Genomic DNA, 16,636 nt, shown 5'->3' with positions numbered 1-16,636 from the left:
TCTTCCCGGCCGCCCGCGTACAGCTACTGGTTCTTAGGCCCGTACAGCTGCTGTTTCGCCGTCGTTCTGTATGGAAGTGCTGGTCTCTGGGGCCGCTGCCGCCGCAGGCTCGTCCAGCTGCTGGATGTCCTGGCCGGACCGGTCCTTCGCCGCAAGCAGGGCCACCAGGCTCATCCCGGAGAACGCGATCCAGAGGCACGCCACCATCCACAGGGACCCGCCGCCGGCGACTACCAGCGCCGTCGCAATCAATGGCGTGAAACCGGCGCCCAGGGTGGAGGCCAGCTGGTAGCCGATGGAGGTGCCGGAATAGCGTACCGACGTCGGGAATAGCTCGCCCACGAAAGCACCGTACGGCCCGGAGGTGAAGCCCTGGACAGCTGACAGCCCGAGGAAAATCGCGAGCATGAACGCCACGGTCGAACCCATTTCCAGCAGGGACATGACGGGGAAGGCCAGCAGCATGGCGCCGATGTTGCCCCAAATCAGAACCTTGCGGCGGCCCAGCCGGTCGGAGAGCTTGGAGGCAATGATGATCATCACGATCGTGCTGACGCCGCCAAGGGCCTTGAGGTTCAGCACCTCTCCCGGTGCGAGCACGGCCTGCTGCACCGCGTAGGAAATAGCCCAGGCGCCCATCAGGCCCTGTGCCATCTGGCCGGAGAGCCCGGAGGCGACGGCGATCAGCAGTGACTTGGGATGCTCGCGGAACAGCTCGGCTGCCGGAACACGCTTCTTCTTTGCCTCGCTCTTCGCCGAGATTTCCTTGAAGACCCGGGACTCCGAGACGCGCATCCGGATGAAGATCGCCAGTCCCATCAGCACAGCCGAGAGAACGAAAGGCACTCGCCAGCCCCACTCCAGGAACTGTCCGTCCGGCAGCGTTGTCATCGCCGAAAGCATCAGTGTGCCGAGGATGGTGCCGGCAGGTGCGCCCATGTAGGCGAAGGCCGACGCGAATCCGCGGGACTCTTTCTTCGCGTTCTCAAAGGCCAGCAGCATCGCCCCGCCCCATTCGCCGCCAACGGCGATGCCCTGGAACAGGCGGAGGGCAACCAGCAGGATGGGAGCCCAGACGCCGATCTGTTCGCTCGTCGGCAGCAGGCCGATGAGCGTGGACGCGATGCCCATCATCAGTACAGTACCAACGAGGATTGCCTTGCGCCCCAGCAGATCGCCAAGATGGCCGAAGATAAAGCCGCCCAACGGACGGGCGATATACCCCACGGCGAGGGTGCCGAAGGAAACGAGGATTGCCAGGTTCGGGTCCATACCGGCGAAGAACACCTGGTTGAACACAATGCCGGCGGCGGTTGCGTAGAGGATGAAGTCGTAATATTCGACGGCGGTGCCCAGGAAGCTGGAGAAGAGGATCCTGCGCATTTCGCGCGGGCCCGCGGTATAGCTTCCGCCGGGTACAACCGGATTCTGCGGCTGAGTGGTCATGACGTGTCCTTACTCTTTACCGGGCGGCTGCGCTGCCGGCGGTGACGGGCGTGGCCAGCACTTCGGTGTCGTGGCGGCCGAAAGGGATGACCTCGAGATCGTCGGGGATGCTCAAGGTCCCGTTGTAGGTGGAGCGGGCCTCGGCCCAGGCCTCCGGTGGTGAATAACTCGGAACCAGATGGTGCAGCGCAAGGTGGCGCGCACCGGCGTCGTACGCAATTTGGCCGGCCTCCGCAGCCGTTGTGTGGGCCCGGCGGTGGTGGTCCATGGTGGCCTGGAGCATCTCCGCGTCCGAGTACTGGCGGGCGAGAATTTCCAGATTGATTGCCTCGTGCAGCAGCAGGTCCGTGCCGCTGGCCAGGCGCACCATGTTGGTGCAGGGGGCGGTGTCGCCCGAGATGGTCACGGAGCCGGACTCGGTATCGAACCGGAAGGCAAAGGCGGGTGCCGTCGGGTGGTGCGAAACCAGGATGGCGGTCACGGTAACGTTCGCGTCCCGGAACACCTCGAAGGGCTCCATCTCCGGGGCCACATTGGTGTCGGGGTCGAAGCCGATGCCCGCGGGCAAGGTGATCTCCCGCGGCCTGAACTGCTCGGTTGGACTCTTGGCGAGCGAATCGAAAATCCGGTCGTTGCAGTCCGTGGCATACGCGCCGAGCAGACCTTCCACCAGCCCCGCAACGCCAGGCGTCGGCCGCAGCGGCGCGACGGGCACCGGGACGGAGGTGGCGCGAGGCGAAAGCGGCGGCAGCTTACCGCGGTCCCCCGGCCCGACAATGGGGATGGGGCCGCGCGGGGAGTTCTTCAGTTCGAACGCGCCGAAGAGCAGCAGTGAGGGTAGGTCCACCGTGTGGTCCGAGTGCATATGCGTGATGAAAATGCCGCCCAGATTCGCCATGTCGAGGCCGGCCGCATTGGCTTGGCGGCCCGCCCCCTGGCCGCAGTCCACCAGGTACCACGTGTTATCGACGACGACGGCGGTGGCTATGCCGAAGCGCGGCGTGCCCTGATGGTCCTTCCACCAGCGGGGTCCGCCGGCGGTGCCGAGGGTGATCACATAGGGGGCCTGATGCTGCACGGGGCCGGTCCTTTCCAAAGGGGCGAAAATGTTCCTTCTTCGAGGATGGTGTGCCGGATCACATTTGTCGAACTACAATAACTGACCAGACCTACAAGGAGAGCTTATGAAGGAGATCACCCTCCGGCAGCTGGAGTACTTCGCGGCCGTGGCGGAGACGCAGTCCGTAACCGAGGCGGCCAAGCGCTGCAATGTTTCGCAGGCGGCTGTGAGCCTGGCGTTGGCCCAGTTGGAGGAGGCGGTCGGCGCAACGCTCGCCATCCGCCGGCGGGGCAAGGGCATGGCGCTCACGGCCGAAGGGCAGACTGTCGCCACCCGTGCACGTCAGGTAGCCGAACAGATCGCCGATCTGGCCTCCGCCGTGGACCGGGTGCACGGCGAACTGTCCGGCAGGCTGGTGATCGGCGTGTTCCGGACGCTGGCCATGCACGCCATCCCGCCTCTGGTGGACTGGTTCACGGCACGGCATCCGCAGGTAAAACTGGACTTTATCGAGGGCGCCGGGCCGGACATACAGGAGGCGATGTTGGCGGGGCGGGCCCAGCTGTGCGTGCTGTACGAAGCCCAGCTAATGCCTGATTGCTCGCCCGAGTTGCTCATGGAGGCGAAGCGGCAGGTGGTGTTCAGCCCCGATCATCCGCTGGCTGCCAAGGACAACGTGAGCTTGGCCGAGTTGGCGCAGTATCCGGCAATAATGATCGACGAAGAGCCTGCCCTCCAGCGGACTATGGCCGAATTTGCCAAGGCTGGCGTGGACCCATTGGTGCGGTGGCGCTCCGCCAGCGTCCAAGCCATCCACAACGTGGTGGGGCGCAATCTGGCCTATTCGCTGCTGATGCAACCGTCGCCACTGAGTCCAGAAGGCCGTCCGCTGGTCTTCCGGCAACTGGCCGGAGACGTTCCGAGTAACGCCGTGTTGGCCGCCTTGCCCGCGGGAGTTGTTCGGAGCGCGCTAGTCAATGAGGCGCTGGCGGCGCTGCACGCGCACTGGAAAAACTAGGGCAGAGGAGGCGAATTGGCCGCCACTCACTAGCGGCACAGACGCGTGCCAGCAGGCCGGGAAGCACAAGTTCGCCTTCCCGGCCTGCTCGCATTTAGTTTGCGGTCACGCCAACCGTTTCGTCGCCGGCTACCGCCGGCTCCGGCTGTGCTTCCCGCCGCTTCGGGATGAGCGCCACTGCGGATGCTGCCAGCACGGCGATGGCAGCAAAAATGATGAAGTTCCATTCGAACGGCAAAGCCGCGCTGCCGATCCAGCCGCCGATCAACGGCCCGCAGATAGCACCAATTCGAGCGAAGCTCAGGGCCCAGCCGGTGGCTGTGGCACGCACCTTTGCCGGGTAGTAATCGGCAATGTAGCCGGTCAGGACCAGAGAGGTCGAGATGGATCCGATGCCGGCGAAGGCCACGAATACGAGGTTCACCACCATATTTCCCGGGAACATCAGCAGCAGGATGCCGCCACCGCCCAGGAGGTAGAAAGCAACGAGGATGAGCTTTTGCCCGTACTTGTCCGCAGCCCGGCCGAGGGCGAGTCCACCTGCCGCCGAGGCGAGGCTGAAGACCAACAGGAAGGTCAGCGAAGAGCCCAGGTCGTAACCGGCGGATTTCATGATGGACGGCAGCCAAGTGTTCAGGCCATAGACAAGAACCATGCCGCAGAACAGGGAAATCCAGAAGAAGACAGTGGAACGCAGGTACAGGGGTGAGAACATCGCGGTGATCGTCCGCCACCATGGTTCCGCGAAGGCCCCACTCGTCGTGGGAGCGGTTACCGCCGGAATGTAAGGTGCAATTCCAAGCCGTGCTGCCAGCCGGTCGGCTTCAGGGCGCTTGCCCTTGGCCTCCAGATAATCCAGCGACTCAGGCAACAGCTTGGCGATAATCGGAAGCAGAACGACGGGGAGCGCGCCGAAGGCGATTACCCAACGCCAGCCGATTGTCGGCAACAGGAACATTGCAACCAGGGCTGCGGCAACAATGCCGAGGGAGTACCCCGAGTACATGACGCCATAGTTATAGGAGCGTTTCTTCGGCGCTGAGTACTCGATGGTCAGGGCAGCTGCGACGGGGATGACGCCGCCCATACCCAGCCCGCCGATCAAGCGGAAAAGGCCGAAGATCTCCGGTGTGGGTGCAATGGCTGCACCGGCTTGGGTCAAAGTAAAGATGACCATGGAGAGCAGGAGCATCTTCTTGCGGCCGAACAAATCGCTGAGCGTGCCGATGAAGAGGGCACCGAGCAGCATTCCTACCAGGGCGTAAGCGCCGAGGCCGCCGAGTTCCAGCGGCGAAAGGTCCCAGGCTCGGTATTCCGCCAGCGCGGGCAGGACGGCGCCGAGGACACCGACGTCGTAGCCTTCGGCCAGGATCGCCAGCCAGCAGCAAAAAAGCACCAGGCGGGTTGTCCGCGGGGGTACGTTCCAATCATTTATGGGCGTCGTTGCCACATGTTTCTCATTTCATTTCTTGAAGGGAGGTTGGTATTGCTGAGCTCGGGTGGCGGGACGGATCATAAGGATCTGTCCCGCCACCCATGTTTACCTGAACCCGCTTCCCTGCGGGAACTACTTGACCAAAGCAGGCTCCGCGTTACGCGCGGGGCGCCACCGCAGGTGGGCGTTGGCCAGCTCGTCTTCGGTCTCGCGCAGCAGGGACAGCCGGGGCCGGACCGCGTCGGTACGCGAGCTCGGCGGCTTGCGCCGTCCGGCCCGGAACTGCGGGATCCATTCCGCGCCTTGACCCTTGTAGTCCTGCTCTGCGGCGGCGTGTAGCGTCCACTGCGGGTCATACAGGTGCGTACGGCCCAGTGCGATCAGGTCCGCGCGACCGGCGAGCAGGATCGAGTTGACGTCGTCGTACGAGGAGATGGCGCCGACGGCGATCACTGCGATCCCTGCCGGTTCGGCCACTTCCTGTCGGATCCGGTCCGCATACGGGGTCTGGTAGCTGCGGCCGTAAGCGGGTTTTTCTTCCTTGCCCACTTGGCCGGTGGAGACGTCGATACCGTCGGCGCCGTGAGCGGCGAAGGCTTTGGCGATCTGAACCGCGTCATCGAGGGTGTTGCCGCCGTCGATCCAATCGGTCGCGGAGATACGGACTGTGAGCGGTTTCTGTGCCGGCCATGCGGCGCGCACGGCGTCAAACACCTCCAGCGGGTAGCGCAGCCGGTTTTCAAGGCTGCCGCCGTACTCGTCGGTCCGCTTGTTGGCTACCGGGGACAGGAATGACGAGAGCAGGTAGCCGTGCGCAGCGTGTACCTCGAGCAGGTCGAAGCCGGCTTCGTCGGCTCGGCGGGCGGCGGCCACGAAGTCCGCTTTCACCCGGTCCATTTCGTCGCGGTCCATCTCGCGCGGCGTCTGGCTGCCTGGCCCGTACGGCAAAGCCGAGGGGCCCACCGCTTTCCAGTTGCCGGACTTGAGCGGCTCGTCGATGCCGTCCCACATCAGCCGGGTGGACGCCTTGCGCCCCGCATGCCCGATCTGGGCACCGATCTTGGCCGAAGAGTTGCCGTGGACGAAGCCTGCTATTTCCTTCCAGCTGTCCCGCTGAACATCGTTGTACAGACCGGTGCAGCCAGGAGTGATGCGCCCTTCTGCGGAGACACACACCATTTCGGTCATGATGAGCCCGGCGCCGCCGAGGGCCTTGCTGCCCAGGTGTACCTTGTGGAAATCCCCGGGCACGCCGTCGGTAGCCGAGTACATGTCCATGGGCGAGACGACAACCCGGTTCTTCAGCTCCAGTCCGCCGATGCGGTAGGGCTGGAACATGGCGGGTGCTACCTGGGTCAGCCCTTGGGACTCGGCGAACTGCCGATCCACCCGGTCGGCAAATTCGGGATCGCGCAGCCGCAGGTTGTCCTGGGTGATGCGGCGGCTGCGGGTGAGCAGGTTGAACGCGAACTGGGTCGGTTCCTGGTCCTTGTACTGGCCGATGCGCTCGAACCATTCCAGCGAAGCCTGGGCGGCACGCTGGGTAGATTCGACTACCGGCCGGCGCTCGGTCTCGTAAGCGGCCAGTGCTGATTCAAGGTCCGCGTGCTCATGCAGGCAGGCGGCCAGTGCGAGGGAGTCTTCCATGGCCAGCTTGGTACCGGAGCCGATGGAGAAGTGTGCGGTGTGCGCGGCGTCGCCGAGCAGGACGACGTTGTTATGCCGCCAGCTGCGGTTGCGGACAGTAGTGAAGTTGATCCACTTGGAGTTGTTGGCCAGCACGTCGTGGCCGGCAAGTTCCTCGGCGAAGATTTCCTGGATTTTGGCGATCGCCTTCTCGTCCGAGACGCCGGGCGGGAAGACGTCATTGGCGGTCTCGTCGAAGCCGGCGGCATGCCAGACGTCTTCGTGCATCTCGACAATGAAGGTGGATCCGGCGTCCGAGTACGGGTAGCCGTGGATCTGCATGGTCCCGAACTCGGTCTCCTTGACGAAGAACTTGAAGGCCTCGAACACCTGGTCCGTGCCCAGCCACATGAACTTGTTGGGCCGCGGGTCCAGGCTGGGTCCGAAGGAGTCCGCGTACTTCGCACGGATCTGGGAGTTCACCCCGTCCGCCGCAAGCACCAGGTCGTATTCGGCTTCCAGTTCTTCCACTGGCGGGGCCATTGTCGAGAAGCGCACGTCCACGCCGAGTTCAATACTGCGGCGCTGCAGCAGTTCCAGCAGTTCCTTGCGGCTCATCGCGGCGAAGCCCTGGCCGCCCACCGTAATGGTCTCGTCCTTGAAGTGGATGTCGATGTCCGACCAGCGGGCGAACCGGCGGCTCATGTAGTCAGCCACCACCGGATCGGCGTTGCCGATCCCGCCCAAGGTTTCGTCTGAAAAGACGACGCCGAAACCGAAGGTATCGCTGGCGGCGTTACGTTCCCACACCGTCACCTCGTGTGCCGGATCCAGCTGCTTCATCAGTGCCCCGAAGTACAGGCCGCCCGGGCCGCCTCCGACGATTGCGATCTTCATTTTCATTGTCCTTTCAGCGGCCTTGGCCTGCGCCGGCTAATTCTGTGGTTTCTTCCGAGACGGCAGCGCGCAATTTGAAGTGCTGCAGCTTGCCGCTGGGATTGCGGGGCAGTTCGGTCACGAACCGCACGTCCCTCGGATACTTGTATGGGGCGATGGTCGCCTTGACGAAGTCCTGGATTTCTTTGCGCTTGGCTGCATCGGCTGCGACACCGTCGCGCAGCACGATGAATGCGCAGACCACGCTGCCGCGTTCCGGGTCGGGCCGGCCTATTACGGCGTTCTCCACCACGTCCGGGTGCTGATCGATCGCGGCTTCGACTTCGGGAGCGCCGATGTTGTAGCCGGAGGAGACGATCATGTTGTCGGAGCGGGCCTGGTAGTAGAAGTACCCTTCCTCATCGCGCACGAACGTGTCGCCGGTGACGTTCCAGCCGTTGTGGACGTAGTTCAGCTGGCGCTCGTCGTTCAGGTAACGGCAGCCGGTCGGGCCGATCACGGCCAGCCGGCCGGGCTCGTTCGGGGCGGCCTCGTTGCCGTCCTCGTCGAAGATCGTTGCGCGGAACCCCGGGATGGCAACGCCGGTCGCGCCCGGGCGGATATCGTCTCCGGCGGCGGAAATGAACACGTGGAGCATTTCCGTGGCGCCGATGCCGTTGACCAGCGAGAGTCCCGTGGCCTCGTGCACCGCTTCCCAGGTTTCCTTGGGCAGATGCTCGCCGGCCGAGACCGCGACGCGCAGGTTCTTGAGCAGGTCACCCCGGCCTTCTTTCAGGATGGCCCGGTAGGCCGTCGGCGCCGTGAAGAGCACGGTGGCACCGGCGGCAGCGGCCTGCCGGGCCAGATCCATCGGCGTGGCCCGTTCGGTCAGCAACGCCGAGGCACCGAAGCGCAGCGGGAAGACTACCAGCCCGCCAAGTCCGAAGGTGAAGGCCAGCGGCGGCGAACCGGCGAAGACGTCCTCTGAGGTGGGCTTGAGAATGTGCCGTGCGAACGTGTCGGCGTTGGCCAGGATGTCCCGATGGAAGTGCATGGTGATTTTCGGGGTGCCGGTGGTGCCTGACGTCGGCCCCAGCAGCGCCACGTCGTCGGCCGCCGTCGGCACATCCTTGAAGGTCCCGCTCTTCGCGGCGCAACGGGCGGTAAGGTCGCTATCGTCGCTGGCGCCGTAAGTAACGACGGCGGTGCCTGCCCTCACCGCGTCCTGGACATCCGCCGAGAAGCGGTGGTCCGAAATTGCCACAACGGGCTCGGTCAGCTCGCAGATCTTGGCGACTTCGCTGGCACGCAGTACCGGCATGGTGGTCACAACCACGGCCCCGGCCTTGAGCACGCCGAGCCAGGCGGCCACCAGCCACGGATTGTTCGGGCCGCGCAGCAGGACACGGTTGCCCGGCACCACACCCAAGTCCTCCGTCAGAACCTGCGCTACCTGGTTGGCGTGCCGCTTCAGCTGGCCGTAACTCCAGGTTCCCCCGTCCGGAGTGTGCAGCGCCGGGCGCTCCGCTCCGAAGGTCTCGACCGCGTCGTCGATGAGGACCGTCGCAGCGTTGAGCCGGTCCGGGTATTGCAGTTCCGGCAGGGTGAATTCAAGTACCGGCCACTGCTCGGCCGGCGGCAGGTTATCGCGTGTGAAGGTGTCCACGTGCGCCGATGGTGATAGTTCCATGGCGTTCCTTTCGAATGCTGGATGAAGCGGAGGGATGCGTCCGGTGTCAGTTGCCGGCGCGGATCATGCCTTCCTGGGCAACAGTGGCCAGGAGGCGCCCCGAGCGGTCGAAGAACCGGCCGGTTGCGAGTCCGCGGTTGCGCTGGCCGGTCACGGCTTCCTGCGCGTAGAGGACCCACTCATCGGCACGGCCATCACGGTGGAACCACATGGAGTGGTCCAGGCTTGCGGTCGCCAGCCCGGGTGTGGACCAGTGCAGGCCCTTGGCCCGCAGGATCGGTTCCAGGATGGTGTAGTCGCACACATAGGCCAGCGCGGCACGGTGCAGGTTTGCAGTGCTCTGCGCATCCGGGCCGTCGGGCAGGCGGTCGAAGGCTTTGACCCACACTGCCTGCTGCGGCGTCTGTTCGCCCTCAATCTGCACGTAGACCGGACCGGGGACATGGCGCATGTCGAAGCTGCGGCCTGCTGCCCAGTAGGCCGCGGCATCGCCGTCGACGCCGTCCAGTACCTGGGCCGCACTGCGCAGCGACTCGGGCTCCACTGCTGCCGGCATTTCGGCTTGGAACTCCGGGCCGTCCTCAGGCACCTGAAACGATCCCATAGCGGCGAACACGGTCTTGCCGCCTTGGTAGCCGCGAACGCTGCGGGTTGAATAGCCCCGGCCGTCGCGTAGGTTCTCCACCTCGTAGCGGACTACGGCACCGATGTCGACCGGCCGCATGAAGTAGCTGTGCATCGAATGCAGCTGGCGGTCCACGCCGACCGAGCGCATCATCGCTGCCGCGGATTGCGCCACCATATCTCCACCATAGGCTTTGGGCCACGGCACATACTGGGTGGTGGCCTCGTAGGCCTCGTCGAAGACCTCGGGTACTACGGCGTCGAGCTCAATGGCGCGGAGGAAAGTCTCGGCTGTCAGGGATCCGGTTAGCGTGTTCATGCCCGGCGGTATCCTTCCAGCTTTTCGTCGGCTACATCATCCAGGTTGACCACGAGGTTTTCCGGCGTGCGGGCGGTCAGCCAAACCAGCTCTTCGGTGACGGACATGTTCGCTTCGACGTGCGGCATGAACGGCGGCACGAAGACCCAGTCGCCTGCCTTCATATCGATGAATTCGGAGTAATTATCACCGAAGTAGATGCGGCCGTGGCCGCGGAGTACGTAGCCCCCGGTTTCCGCTTCGCCATGGTGGTGCGGCAGCGAGCGGTAGCCGGGGACGTTGGAGACCTGGCCGAACCAGATCTTGGTGGCGGGGGTGTGCTGGATACTGACGCCGGAAACCCGGACGCAGTCGCCTGACTGGGCGGTGTTGGTGTCTTCACTGCCTGCTCGGGTTACCACGGGTACCACCTTGCCGTCGTTGGCGGCGTAGATGGAGTTATCGCCCTCGAGGCGGTATCCGGTTGCTGTCTCAGTCATGTCTTCTCCTTCTTAGTGGAACGCAGGTTGGCGGATCAGAACGCGGTTCTCCAGGCGTCCAATGCCGTCGATCTCGGTGGTAATTACGTCGCCGTCAGTGAGGAAGCGCGGCGGGGTCATGCCCATCCCCACTCCCCCGGGGGTCCCGGTCAGCACGAGGTCTCCCGGGCGGAGGGTTGTGAATTGGGAAATGTAGGAAAGCAGGCGTGCCGGGCCGAACACCAAGGTTCGCGTGTGGCCTTGCTGGACCAGTTCATCATTGACGTAGCCGCGGACTTCGAAGCCGCCGCCGTCGAATTCATCGGGCGTCACCATGACCGGCCCGACAGGCGTGGTCCCGTCAAAGGCCTTGCCTTGGAACCACTGCAGCGTGCGGTTCTGCCAATCACGCATGGAAACGTCATTGGCCACCGTGTAACCGGCGATGGCGGCCTCGGCTTCTGCCTCATCGGCCCGGGTCAACGTCGCACCGACCACCACGGCCAGCTCCGCTTCCCAGTCCACCCGGGTACTGCCTTCCACCGTCAAATCATCGGCAGGACCGGCAAGCGTGTCAGCAAACTTGGCGAAGAGAGTGGGGTATTCCGGCAACTCCCGGCCCATTTCCTGAATGTGGTCGCCGTAGTTCAGGCCGCAGCAGATGACCTTTCCGGCCTGCGGCAGCAGCGGTGCCACGTCCGCGGCCGTGTAAGGAACACTGTCGGAAGCCGCCGCGGCCGCCAGAGCCTCTTCAGCCTTCGCCTGCCAGCACGGGTCGGCAAGCAAGGCGCCAACGTCACTGGCAGGAAGCGGCAGATAAGCATCCGAACGTAGCTGGATTGCCGCCGTCGTCGTTGCTGGGCCGGTACGGACCGTGGCCAGTTTCATCTCTAGAATCTCCTTTGATCTGATGTATCGACTTTTTTACGGCCGTCACATATGCTCAAGGTAGCACGATCGAAAGGATCTGCACCAGAGGTTTTTCTCAAAAATCTTGGATCCAGATAACCGATGCCAAGGAGGCACAGATGAGCAACCAGACCGCGGTCGGGAACCGCACTATCAACCCGGATTCGCTGCCGAAGCCTTCCGGTTACGCCCACGGGATTCTCGCCGGCAACACGGTCTTCCTTGGCGGCCAGACCGCCCTGGACAAGGACATGAACATCGTCCCCGGCGGCATCGTTGATCAATTCCGCCAAGCGTTCTCCAACGTTCTGGCCACACTGGCCGAAGCCGGTGGACGCCCGGAAGACCTCGTCAGCGTGACCATCTACCTGACCGACGTGGATGACTACATGGCCAACGGTCGGGAAATCGGCAAGCTATGGCGCGAAATGGCCGGAACCGAATACCCTGCCATGGCCGGCATCGGGGTTAGCAGGCTCTGGCAGAAAGAGGCGCTGATCGAAATTCAGGGAATCGCAGTAATTCCAGAGCGTTGATTCATGCGAGTGTTGCCCGGCCGGTGAGAACCAGCCGGGCAACACTCATTTGAGGCCCTTTCTTAAGGTTTCCTAAGCGGCCTCCCGCCACTGTTAGTGCCCTTGCTGCGTGTAACCATCCGTCACCCGCATTCATCATCTCGAGTGAGCCGGGCGGCATTCATACTGAACGCCATCCAAGCCCGCGTCGATCAGAACGAATAATGGATCATCGCCAGCCCTAGAGGCCTTAGGCGGTCAGGATAGTTACGCTCGAGACTCAAGCGCCTACGACGCATATACCCTGCGTTCGTTGGTCGGAGGCTGTCCGCAGGGGTACCTGCGTCTCCCGCCATATGCCTGGTCAGCTTTGGTTGAGTCACTGTTTCATCGCGGGAATGCCACTGGGAAAGGAAATGGGATCCGGAATGAACGGTGCCCACTTCCTTTTCCCTAAGGTCTCTATGCAACATAGAAGGTGGTTTTCCTACTGGCGGTGATTAAGCTCCTGCGGGAGTGGTCTCACTGGGGGTCGGCGACGAGTCGACATCTTTTCCTACCCGGTTGGACAGCTTGGGCAGAATGAGCCAGCAAATAGTAGTGATGATGATGGGAGCAGTCAGGAGCAAAACGATGTTTTGCGCGGGCCAGGACAGTGCGAGGAGAACACCTCCCACTGTTGGGCCCAGAATGGATCCCATTCGTCCGACCGCAGCAGACCATCCAACGCCGGTCGTTCGCACCGAGGCTTCGTAGATCGATACGGCGATTGCGGTTTGCCCTATCGAGCCTGCCGTGATGCCGGCCCCGGCGATGAGTGTGATCGCCATGAGCAGTGCGGTTTCGACTGAGAAGGTAGCAAGTGCTGCTGTCGCGAGAGCACCGATGGTGGACATCAGAACAAGTGCACGTGCTGTACCGATTTTCGCGGAGAGCAGCATCACCACCAGACCGGCCACCACACCGCCGAGGCTGTAGTATGCCAATCCCAGCCCCGCGTCCAGCTTGGACAAACCGTAGTCGGTGAACAGGGTCGGAAGCCAGGACTTCAGCGTGTATGTGACGGTGAAGATGAGGAAGGTCGCTGTCCAGAGCAAGAAGGTTGCGTGACGATGGTCTCCGGCGAAGATGGCGGCTATTCCCGTGCTCGGGGCGCCGGCCTTGGAGTTGACGGCGGGCCGGTCGGAAGTCGCCGGCACGTACATTTGTAGGAGGATAGCGATGACGAGAGGCATGACTCCTGCCACCCAAAGGACACCGTTTGAGCCAAGGCCCTCGATGAGCAGCCCCCCAGTGAAGCCGGCCACGGTGGCCCCGCTGATCAATCCCATGGTGACCATCACTGCCAGAGGCTGGCGCTTGGCCTCCGGTCCGTTTTGGGTTCCGACAATAACGGCCATGGGGAGAACAACCCCCAGACCTAGCCCTGTGATAGCCCGGGTAATACTGAGGACGCCCATTGATTCCATGGGCAATGTGGCAGCGGTGAGGATCGTCGCGACGCCGAATAGGGCGGTACCGAGGACCAGCAGGCGCTTCTGGCCCAGCAGTTTAGCCAGGGCACCGCACGAGAGGTAGCCAATTACGACGCCCAGGTTGGTAAGCACCAGCGGATAAGTGAATGCGGCAGGCGTCGTTGCCCAGTCCTGGGCCAGGTGGGGCACAAGCATGGCGAGGATCGCGGTGTCGAAGCCGTCGGTGAGCACAGCCAAGAAGGCCAGAGCGATTACGACCTTATTGACTCCGACCGTTGACCGGCCGTTGAATTCCATATTGCTCATAGTATAAATCTCCTGGATCTAGGAGTCCCGCCTGAGGGACGGGATCGAATGCGATAAGACCGCTTGAGCCTGGAACAGCTCGGTCAATTGAGCAGCCGGGCCGGCCAAGCCTTATGGGCGGGATCTGCCGGCTGTACGTCCAATGCCCGGGAGGAGCAAAGAGCAGTCATGGCAACCCCGAGAGGATCAGTTCCAAAGAGGACTATGCCTTGGGGCGCCGCTGCACCACTCATTCCTTCGCCTCCGCGGCTGAATTTTCCGTCAACCCAGGGGCAGGCCAGCTGGGACGCGCCACTCGGCTGAGTGATCGGACGCGATGCTCGATACGTCAATCGAGAGTAGATCTCGACCTACAACAACGATTCCTTCGAATTCGGACGCGGCTCCGTGAAGGAATTCTTCGTCGGAAACGGTGCCGTCTCCGGGATAGATGTGGTTGAGAACGAGGGACTTGACGTTAGCCGTTCTCGCTACGGTTCCGACTCCCGGAATCGCCGGGAGCCCGTCCCCGGCCTCCCTGCCAACCAAGGGGGTATGCGCACTCAGAAACTGATGGGCCATGGTCGAGTAGATACGCGTGCCCTTGAACCGCGCTATCGCTGGATCAACCGCCATCACTTCGTTGACGAGTGCATCCGCACCCTGTGCGAGCTCTATGAGATTTGCACAGGGACTGGTGTCGCCGCTGAAGACCACGGATCCGTGGTCGGTATCGAACCGGAATGCGAATGCAGGAAACACAGGTGGGTGATGTACCAGGGTGGCCGTAACCCGCACCTTTTCATCCTCGTACACGAGAAACCCCTCGCAGTCCGGTGATGGGTTGCTTACGCTGGCACCGGCGGGGACCACGATGTCATTCGTTCTGAACATGGGTGCCCCGAAGACCCCGGTAAAGTCGAGAGCCCTCCCGTCCTTCCGTCGGGTAGAGCGAAGGCGTTCATTAATGTCATAAGCATTTGCCCGGATAAACAACTCGGTCATGTCACGCAGGCCCGGTGTCGGCAGCTCCGGGGTGATGACGGGAGTATCGGAGTAGTCAGGGAGCCCCGGCACTTGTGAATCCTCAGGGCCGCAGGCGGAAGCACGTCCGGGACCAAACAGTTCAACAGTTTGCTCGTCCGAGTCCCAGTTGGTCCAGTTGAGCATGAAAAAGTTGAAGTAATCCGAATAATGGTCCGAATGCAGATGCGTGATGAACATTCCACGGACCTGATCGAAGCGGAGACCGGCTTCAGAGAAGCGCACCGGAAGACCGCTTCCCGCATCAACGATGTAAATACTTCCGTCAACGACCAAGGCGCTGGAAGTGGCGGCACGCTCCCCGGGTATCGGCCCACCCTGCGTACCCAAAAGGATTACATGGGTCCCCGAAGCAGGAACTCCCCCCAGGGACTTTCGAAGATCCGTCGAGTATTCGGCGGAACCCAAGGTAGATGATCTGTTTTCGATTGGCATCGATGCCCTCCTACGGGGACTAGCGCTGAGATTGGAGCTGCCCCGGTCGGGCCTCCGGCCGGCGCGAAAGCTGAAAGCTGATTGCGCTTCTAGGAACTTTGCGTTTTCAGTTTCTGTGACACGGGTCACCCGTGTAAAACAGTTATTAAAGGGCAATAATGTAAGTTCAGCTTTCAATATCCTCGCCCGCATCCAGGAGCACGGGGCGCATGCGAGGTACAACTCCTGGAGCCTGACACGGGCTTGCAGCGCGCCGCAGGCGCTAAAGGTTCCACGCCGTGTTACCGGCGCACTGCTAAAAACGGAGTCCTCGCGCTCGCGCCGCAACGATGCCGTCTGCGAACCGATGGAAAGGGGGTGCGCCGACACATCACCTACTGCTGGCGCGGGTGTCCGTATTCGTTGATCAGGACCTGAGCACGCTTCAGTCCATGAAGCTCCGGCGGGAATTCGCCTGACAAGGGTTTAGCGCCATGCAGGAAAGACATCTGCGCATAACCGATGTTCTTAGCCGGTCAACGTCCTGACCGCGTCGCTGCGAAGGATCTCCGCGAGCTTATCCACCTTGCCTATCTTCTGCCGACGAGGCGGCAAGGCGATAACAAGGGCATTGCGGGAGAGCCGGTCGCTGACCGGCACAGCAACTACCGGCGGGCTGCCGGGTTCCGATGCCGGAGGAAAGACATAAAGCAGGGAATACCCAAAGCCCCGTGCCACCATGGCCCGGATAGTCTCCGGACTGGCAAAGGTCCAGCGGATGTTCGGTTCCACGTCCGCTTCCCGCATCACGGCCAACATGGCTTGCAGAGCCGGCCCGTCCGGCGTGATGGCTGGCTCATCCGCCAGTTCGGCCAGCGAGATGTTCGTGCGAGTCGCCAGCGGATGGTTAGCCGGCAGGGCAACCTTGACCTGGATCGGGCAGATATTGATTGACTCCAAATCGTCCGGCATCTGGCGCTGAAACACGAGGCCCGCATCCACCTGGCCGTCCCGCACCGCCTGCAGCACCTCTGCCCCGATCCCCTCCCGGAAAACCAAGTCGACCTTCGGATGGCGTTCGGCAAAGGTTGAAGCAATCAGGGGAATTAGCACCGGCGACAATGCCAGGGTACAACTGACCGACAGTTCCCCAGTCAGCTCCTGCTGTCCGGACTGCCCGAGCAGATCAATTCCGGCAGCATCCTTTAGGATGTTTCTGGCCAGCGGCAGCATTGCCCGGCCGGCAGCGGTCGCAACCACGCCCTTGGCCTTCCGACGGACAAGCAGCTGTGTCCCGACGGTACGCTCCAGTTCGTTAAGCCCGTTGGAAATCCCTGCATGGGATATATGGCATAGCCGGGCAGCGCCGCTGAGGCTGCCCGTCTGCACAGCCGCCACGAAATACTCCAACTGTTTCAGAGTAAAGCCACTCACAGCGACAG

At 62.8% G+C, this 16,636-nt stretch carries 13 protein-coding genes and 1 pseudogene; 2 read left to right on the top strand and 12 right to left on the bottom strand.

Features of this window, described 5'->3' with window-relative positions; all coding sequences use genetic code 11:
* Positions 1–33 precede the first annotated feature (33 nt).
* Together AC3A4M_RS08970 and AC3A4M_RS08965 are read right to left on the bottom strand one after the other, a co-directional pair.
* Positions 34–1,446 (bottom strand): MFS transporter, encoded by a 1,413-nt coding sequence (locus AC3A4M_RS08970; RefSeq protein ID WP_498735357.1) that lies wholly within the window; start codon positions 1,444–1,446, stop codon positions 34–36.
* Positions 1,447–1,462: 16 nt separating this feature from the next.
* The gene (locus tag AC3A4M_RS08965; RefSeq protein ID WP_498735355.1) at positions 1,463–2,524 is read right to left on the bottom strand and encodes an MBL fold metallo-hydrolase; all 1,062 of its coding nucleotides are present in this window, start codon (positions 2,522–2,524) and stop codon (positions 1,463–1,465) included.
* Between the two features lie 106 nt (positions 2,525–2,630).
* Here AC3A4M_RS08965 and AC3A4M_RS08960 point away from each other — a divergent pair, with 106 nt between their 5' ends.
* Positions 2,631–3,524 (top strand): LysR family transcriptional regulator, encoded by an 894-nt coding sequence (locus tag AC3A4M_RS08960; protein WP_498735354.1) that lies wholly within the window; start codon positions 2,631–2,633, stop codon positions 3,522–3,524.
* A gap of 94 nt (positions 3,525–3,618) precedes the next feature.
* Here the strand turns inward: AC3A4M_RS08960 and AC3A4M_RS08955 are convergent, their stop codons facing one another.
* The 6 genes from AC3A4M_RS08955 to AC3A4M_RS08930 all read right to left on the bottom strand — a co-directional run bounded on the left by AC3A4M_RS08955 (position 3,619) and on the right by AC3A4M_RS08930 (position 11,440).
* Positions 3,619–4,974, bottom strand: a complete 1,356-nt coding sequence (locus tag AC3A4M_RS08955) for an MFS transporter (RefSeq protein ID WP_498735352.1) — start codon at positions 4,972–4,974, stop codon at positions 3,619–3,621.
* 117 nt (positions 4,975–5,091) lie between these two features.
* On the bottom strand, positions 5,092–7,482 hold the full coding sequence (locus tag AC3A4M_RS08950; protein WP_498735350.1) for a bifunctional salicylyl-CoA 5-hydroxylase/oxidoreductase: 2,391 nt from the start codon (positions 7,480–7,482) through the stop codon (positions 5,092–5,094).
* Positions 7,483–7,495: 13 nt separating this feature from the next.
* Entirely contained in the window at positions 7,496–9,151 is a 1,656-nt protein-coding gene (locus AC3A4M_RS08945) for an AMP-binding protein (protein ID WP_498735348.1), read from the bottom strand.
* Positions 9,152–9,197: 46 nt separating this feature from the next.
* Positions 9,198–10,094: an acyl-CoA thioesterase gene (locus AC3A4M_RS08940; protein ID WP_498735346.1), complete on the bottom strand. Its 897-nt coding sequence runs from the start codon at positions 10,092–10,094 to the stop codon at positions 9,198–9,200.
* On the bottom strand, positions 10,091–10,573 hold the full coding sequence (locus tag AC3A4M_RS08935) for a cupin domain-containing protein (protein WP_498735344.1): 483 nt from the start codon (positions 10,571–10,573) through the stop codon (positions 10,091–10,093). Before AC3A4M_RS08935 ends, AC3A4M_RS08940 begins: the two co-directional genes overlap by 4 nt.
* A 12-nt stretch (positions 10,574–10,585) precedes the next feature.
* Positions 10,586–11,440, bottom strand: coding sequence for a fumarylacetoacetate hydrolase family protein (locus AC3A4M_RS08930; protein WP_498735343.1), 855 nt, complete (start codon positions 11,438–11,440; stop codon positions 10,586–10,588).
* 140 nt (positions 11,441–11,580) lie between these two features.
* Between AC3A4M_RS08930 and AC3A4M_RS08925 the strand changes: the two genes are divergently transcribed.
* Positions 11,581–11,997 (top strand): RidA family protein, encoded by a 417-nt coding sequence (locus AC3A4M_RS08925; RefSeq protein WP_498735341.1) that lies wholly within the window; start codon positions 11,581–11,583, stop codon positions 11,995–11,997.
* A 479-nt stretch (positions 11,998–12,476) separates the two neighbouring features.
* Here the strand turns inward: AC3A4M_RS08925 and AC3A4M_RS08920 are convergent, their stop codons facing one another.
* The 4 genes and pseudogenes from AC3A4M_RS08920 to AC3A4M_RS08905 form a co-directional block, all read right to left on the bottom strand.
* Positions 12,477–13,757, bottom strand: coding sequence for an MFS transporter (locus AC3A4M_RS08920; RefSeq protein ID WP_498735339.1), 1,281 nt, complete (start codon positions 13,755–13,757; stop codon positions 12,477–12,479).
* A gap of 261 nt (positions 13,758–14,018) precedes the next feature.
* Positions 14,019–15,215 carry an MBL fold metallo-hydrolase gene (locus tag AC3A4M_RS08915; protein WP_498735337.1) on the bottom strand — a complete coding sequence of 399 codons (1,197 nt, stop codon included), beginning with the start codon at positions 15,213–15,215 and terminating at the stop codon, positions 14,019–14,021.
* 507 nt (positions 15,216–15,722) lie between these two features.
* Positions 15,723–16,427, bottom strand: a complete 705-nt coding sequence (locus tag AC3A4M_RS08910; RefSeq protein ID WP_498735581.1) for a LysR substrate-binding domain-containing protein — start codon at positions 16,425–16,427, stop codon at positions 15,723–15,725.
* Between the two features lie 15 nt (positions 16,428–16,442).
* Positions 16,443–16,628 (bottom strand): annotated as a pseudogene (locus tag AC3A4M_RS08905) (LysR family transcriptional regulator); the annotation flags it as partial.
* Positions 16,629–16,636: the final 8 nt, after the last annotated feature.

It is taken from the genome of Arthrobacter sp. Soil_C_60 (assembly GCF_057656375.1).
This window is presented reverse-complemented; position numbering and strand designations above follow the sequence as displayed.

Bases quoted from the DNA above. Each gene is read 5' to 3' on its own strand.
- AC3A4M_RS08970 (WP_498735357.1), bottom strand. From the start codon at position 1,446: ATGACCACTCAGCCGCAGAATCCGGTTGTACCCGGCGGAAGCTATACC.
- AC3A4M_RS08960 (WP_498735354.1), top strand. From the start codon at position 2,631: ATGAAGGAGATCACCCTCCGGCAGCTGGAGTACTTCGCGGCCGTGGCG.
- AC3A4M_RS08950 (WP_498735350.1), bottom strand. From the start codon at position 7,482: ATGAAGATCGCAATCGTCGGAGGCGGCCCGGGCGGCCTGTACTTCGGG.
- AC3A4M_RS08945 (WP_498735348.1), bottom strand. From the start codon at position 9,151: ATGGAACTATCACCATCGGCGCACGTGGACACCTTCACACGCGATAAC.
- AC3A4M_RS08940 (WP_498735346.1), bottom strand. From the start codon at position 10,094: ATGAACACGCTAACCGGATCCCTGACAGCCGAGACTTTCCTCCGCGCC.
- AC3A4M_RS08935 (WP_498735344.1), bottom strand. From the start codon at position 10,573: ATGACTGAGACAGCAACCGGATACCGCCTCGAGGGCGATAACTCCATC.
- AC3A4M_RS08930 (WP_498735343.1), bottom strand. From the start codon at position 11,440: ATGAAACTGGCCACGGTCCGTACCGGCCCAGCAACGACGACGGCGGCA.
- AC3A4M_RS08925 (WP_498735341.1), top strand. From the start codon at position 11,581: ATGAGCAACCAGACCGCGGTCGGGAACCGCACTATCAACCCGGATTCG.
- AC3A4M_RS08920 (WP_498735339.1), bottom strand. From the start codon at position 13,757: ATGAGCAATATGGAATTCAACGGCCGGTCAACGGTCGGAGTCAATAAG.
- AC3A4M_RS08915 (WP_498735337.1), bottom strand. From the start codon at position 15,215: ATGCCAATCGAAAACAGATCATCTACCTTGGGTTCCGCCGAATACTCG.
- AC3A4M_RS08910 (WP_498735581.1), bottom strand. From the start codon at position 16,427: ATGCTGCCGCTGGCCAGAAACATCCTAAAGGATGCTGCCGGAATTGAT.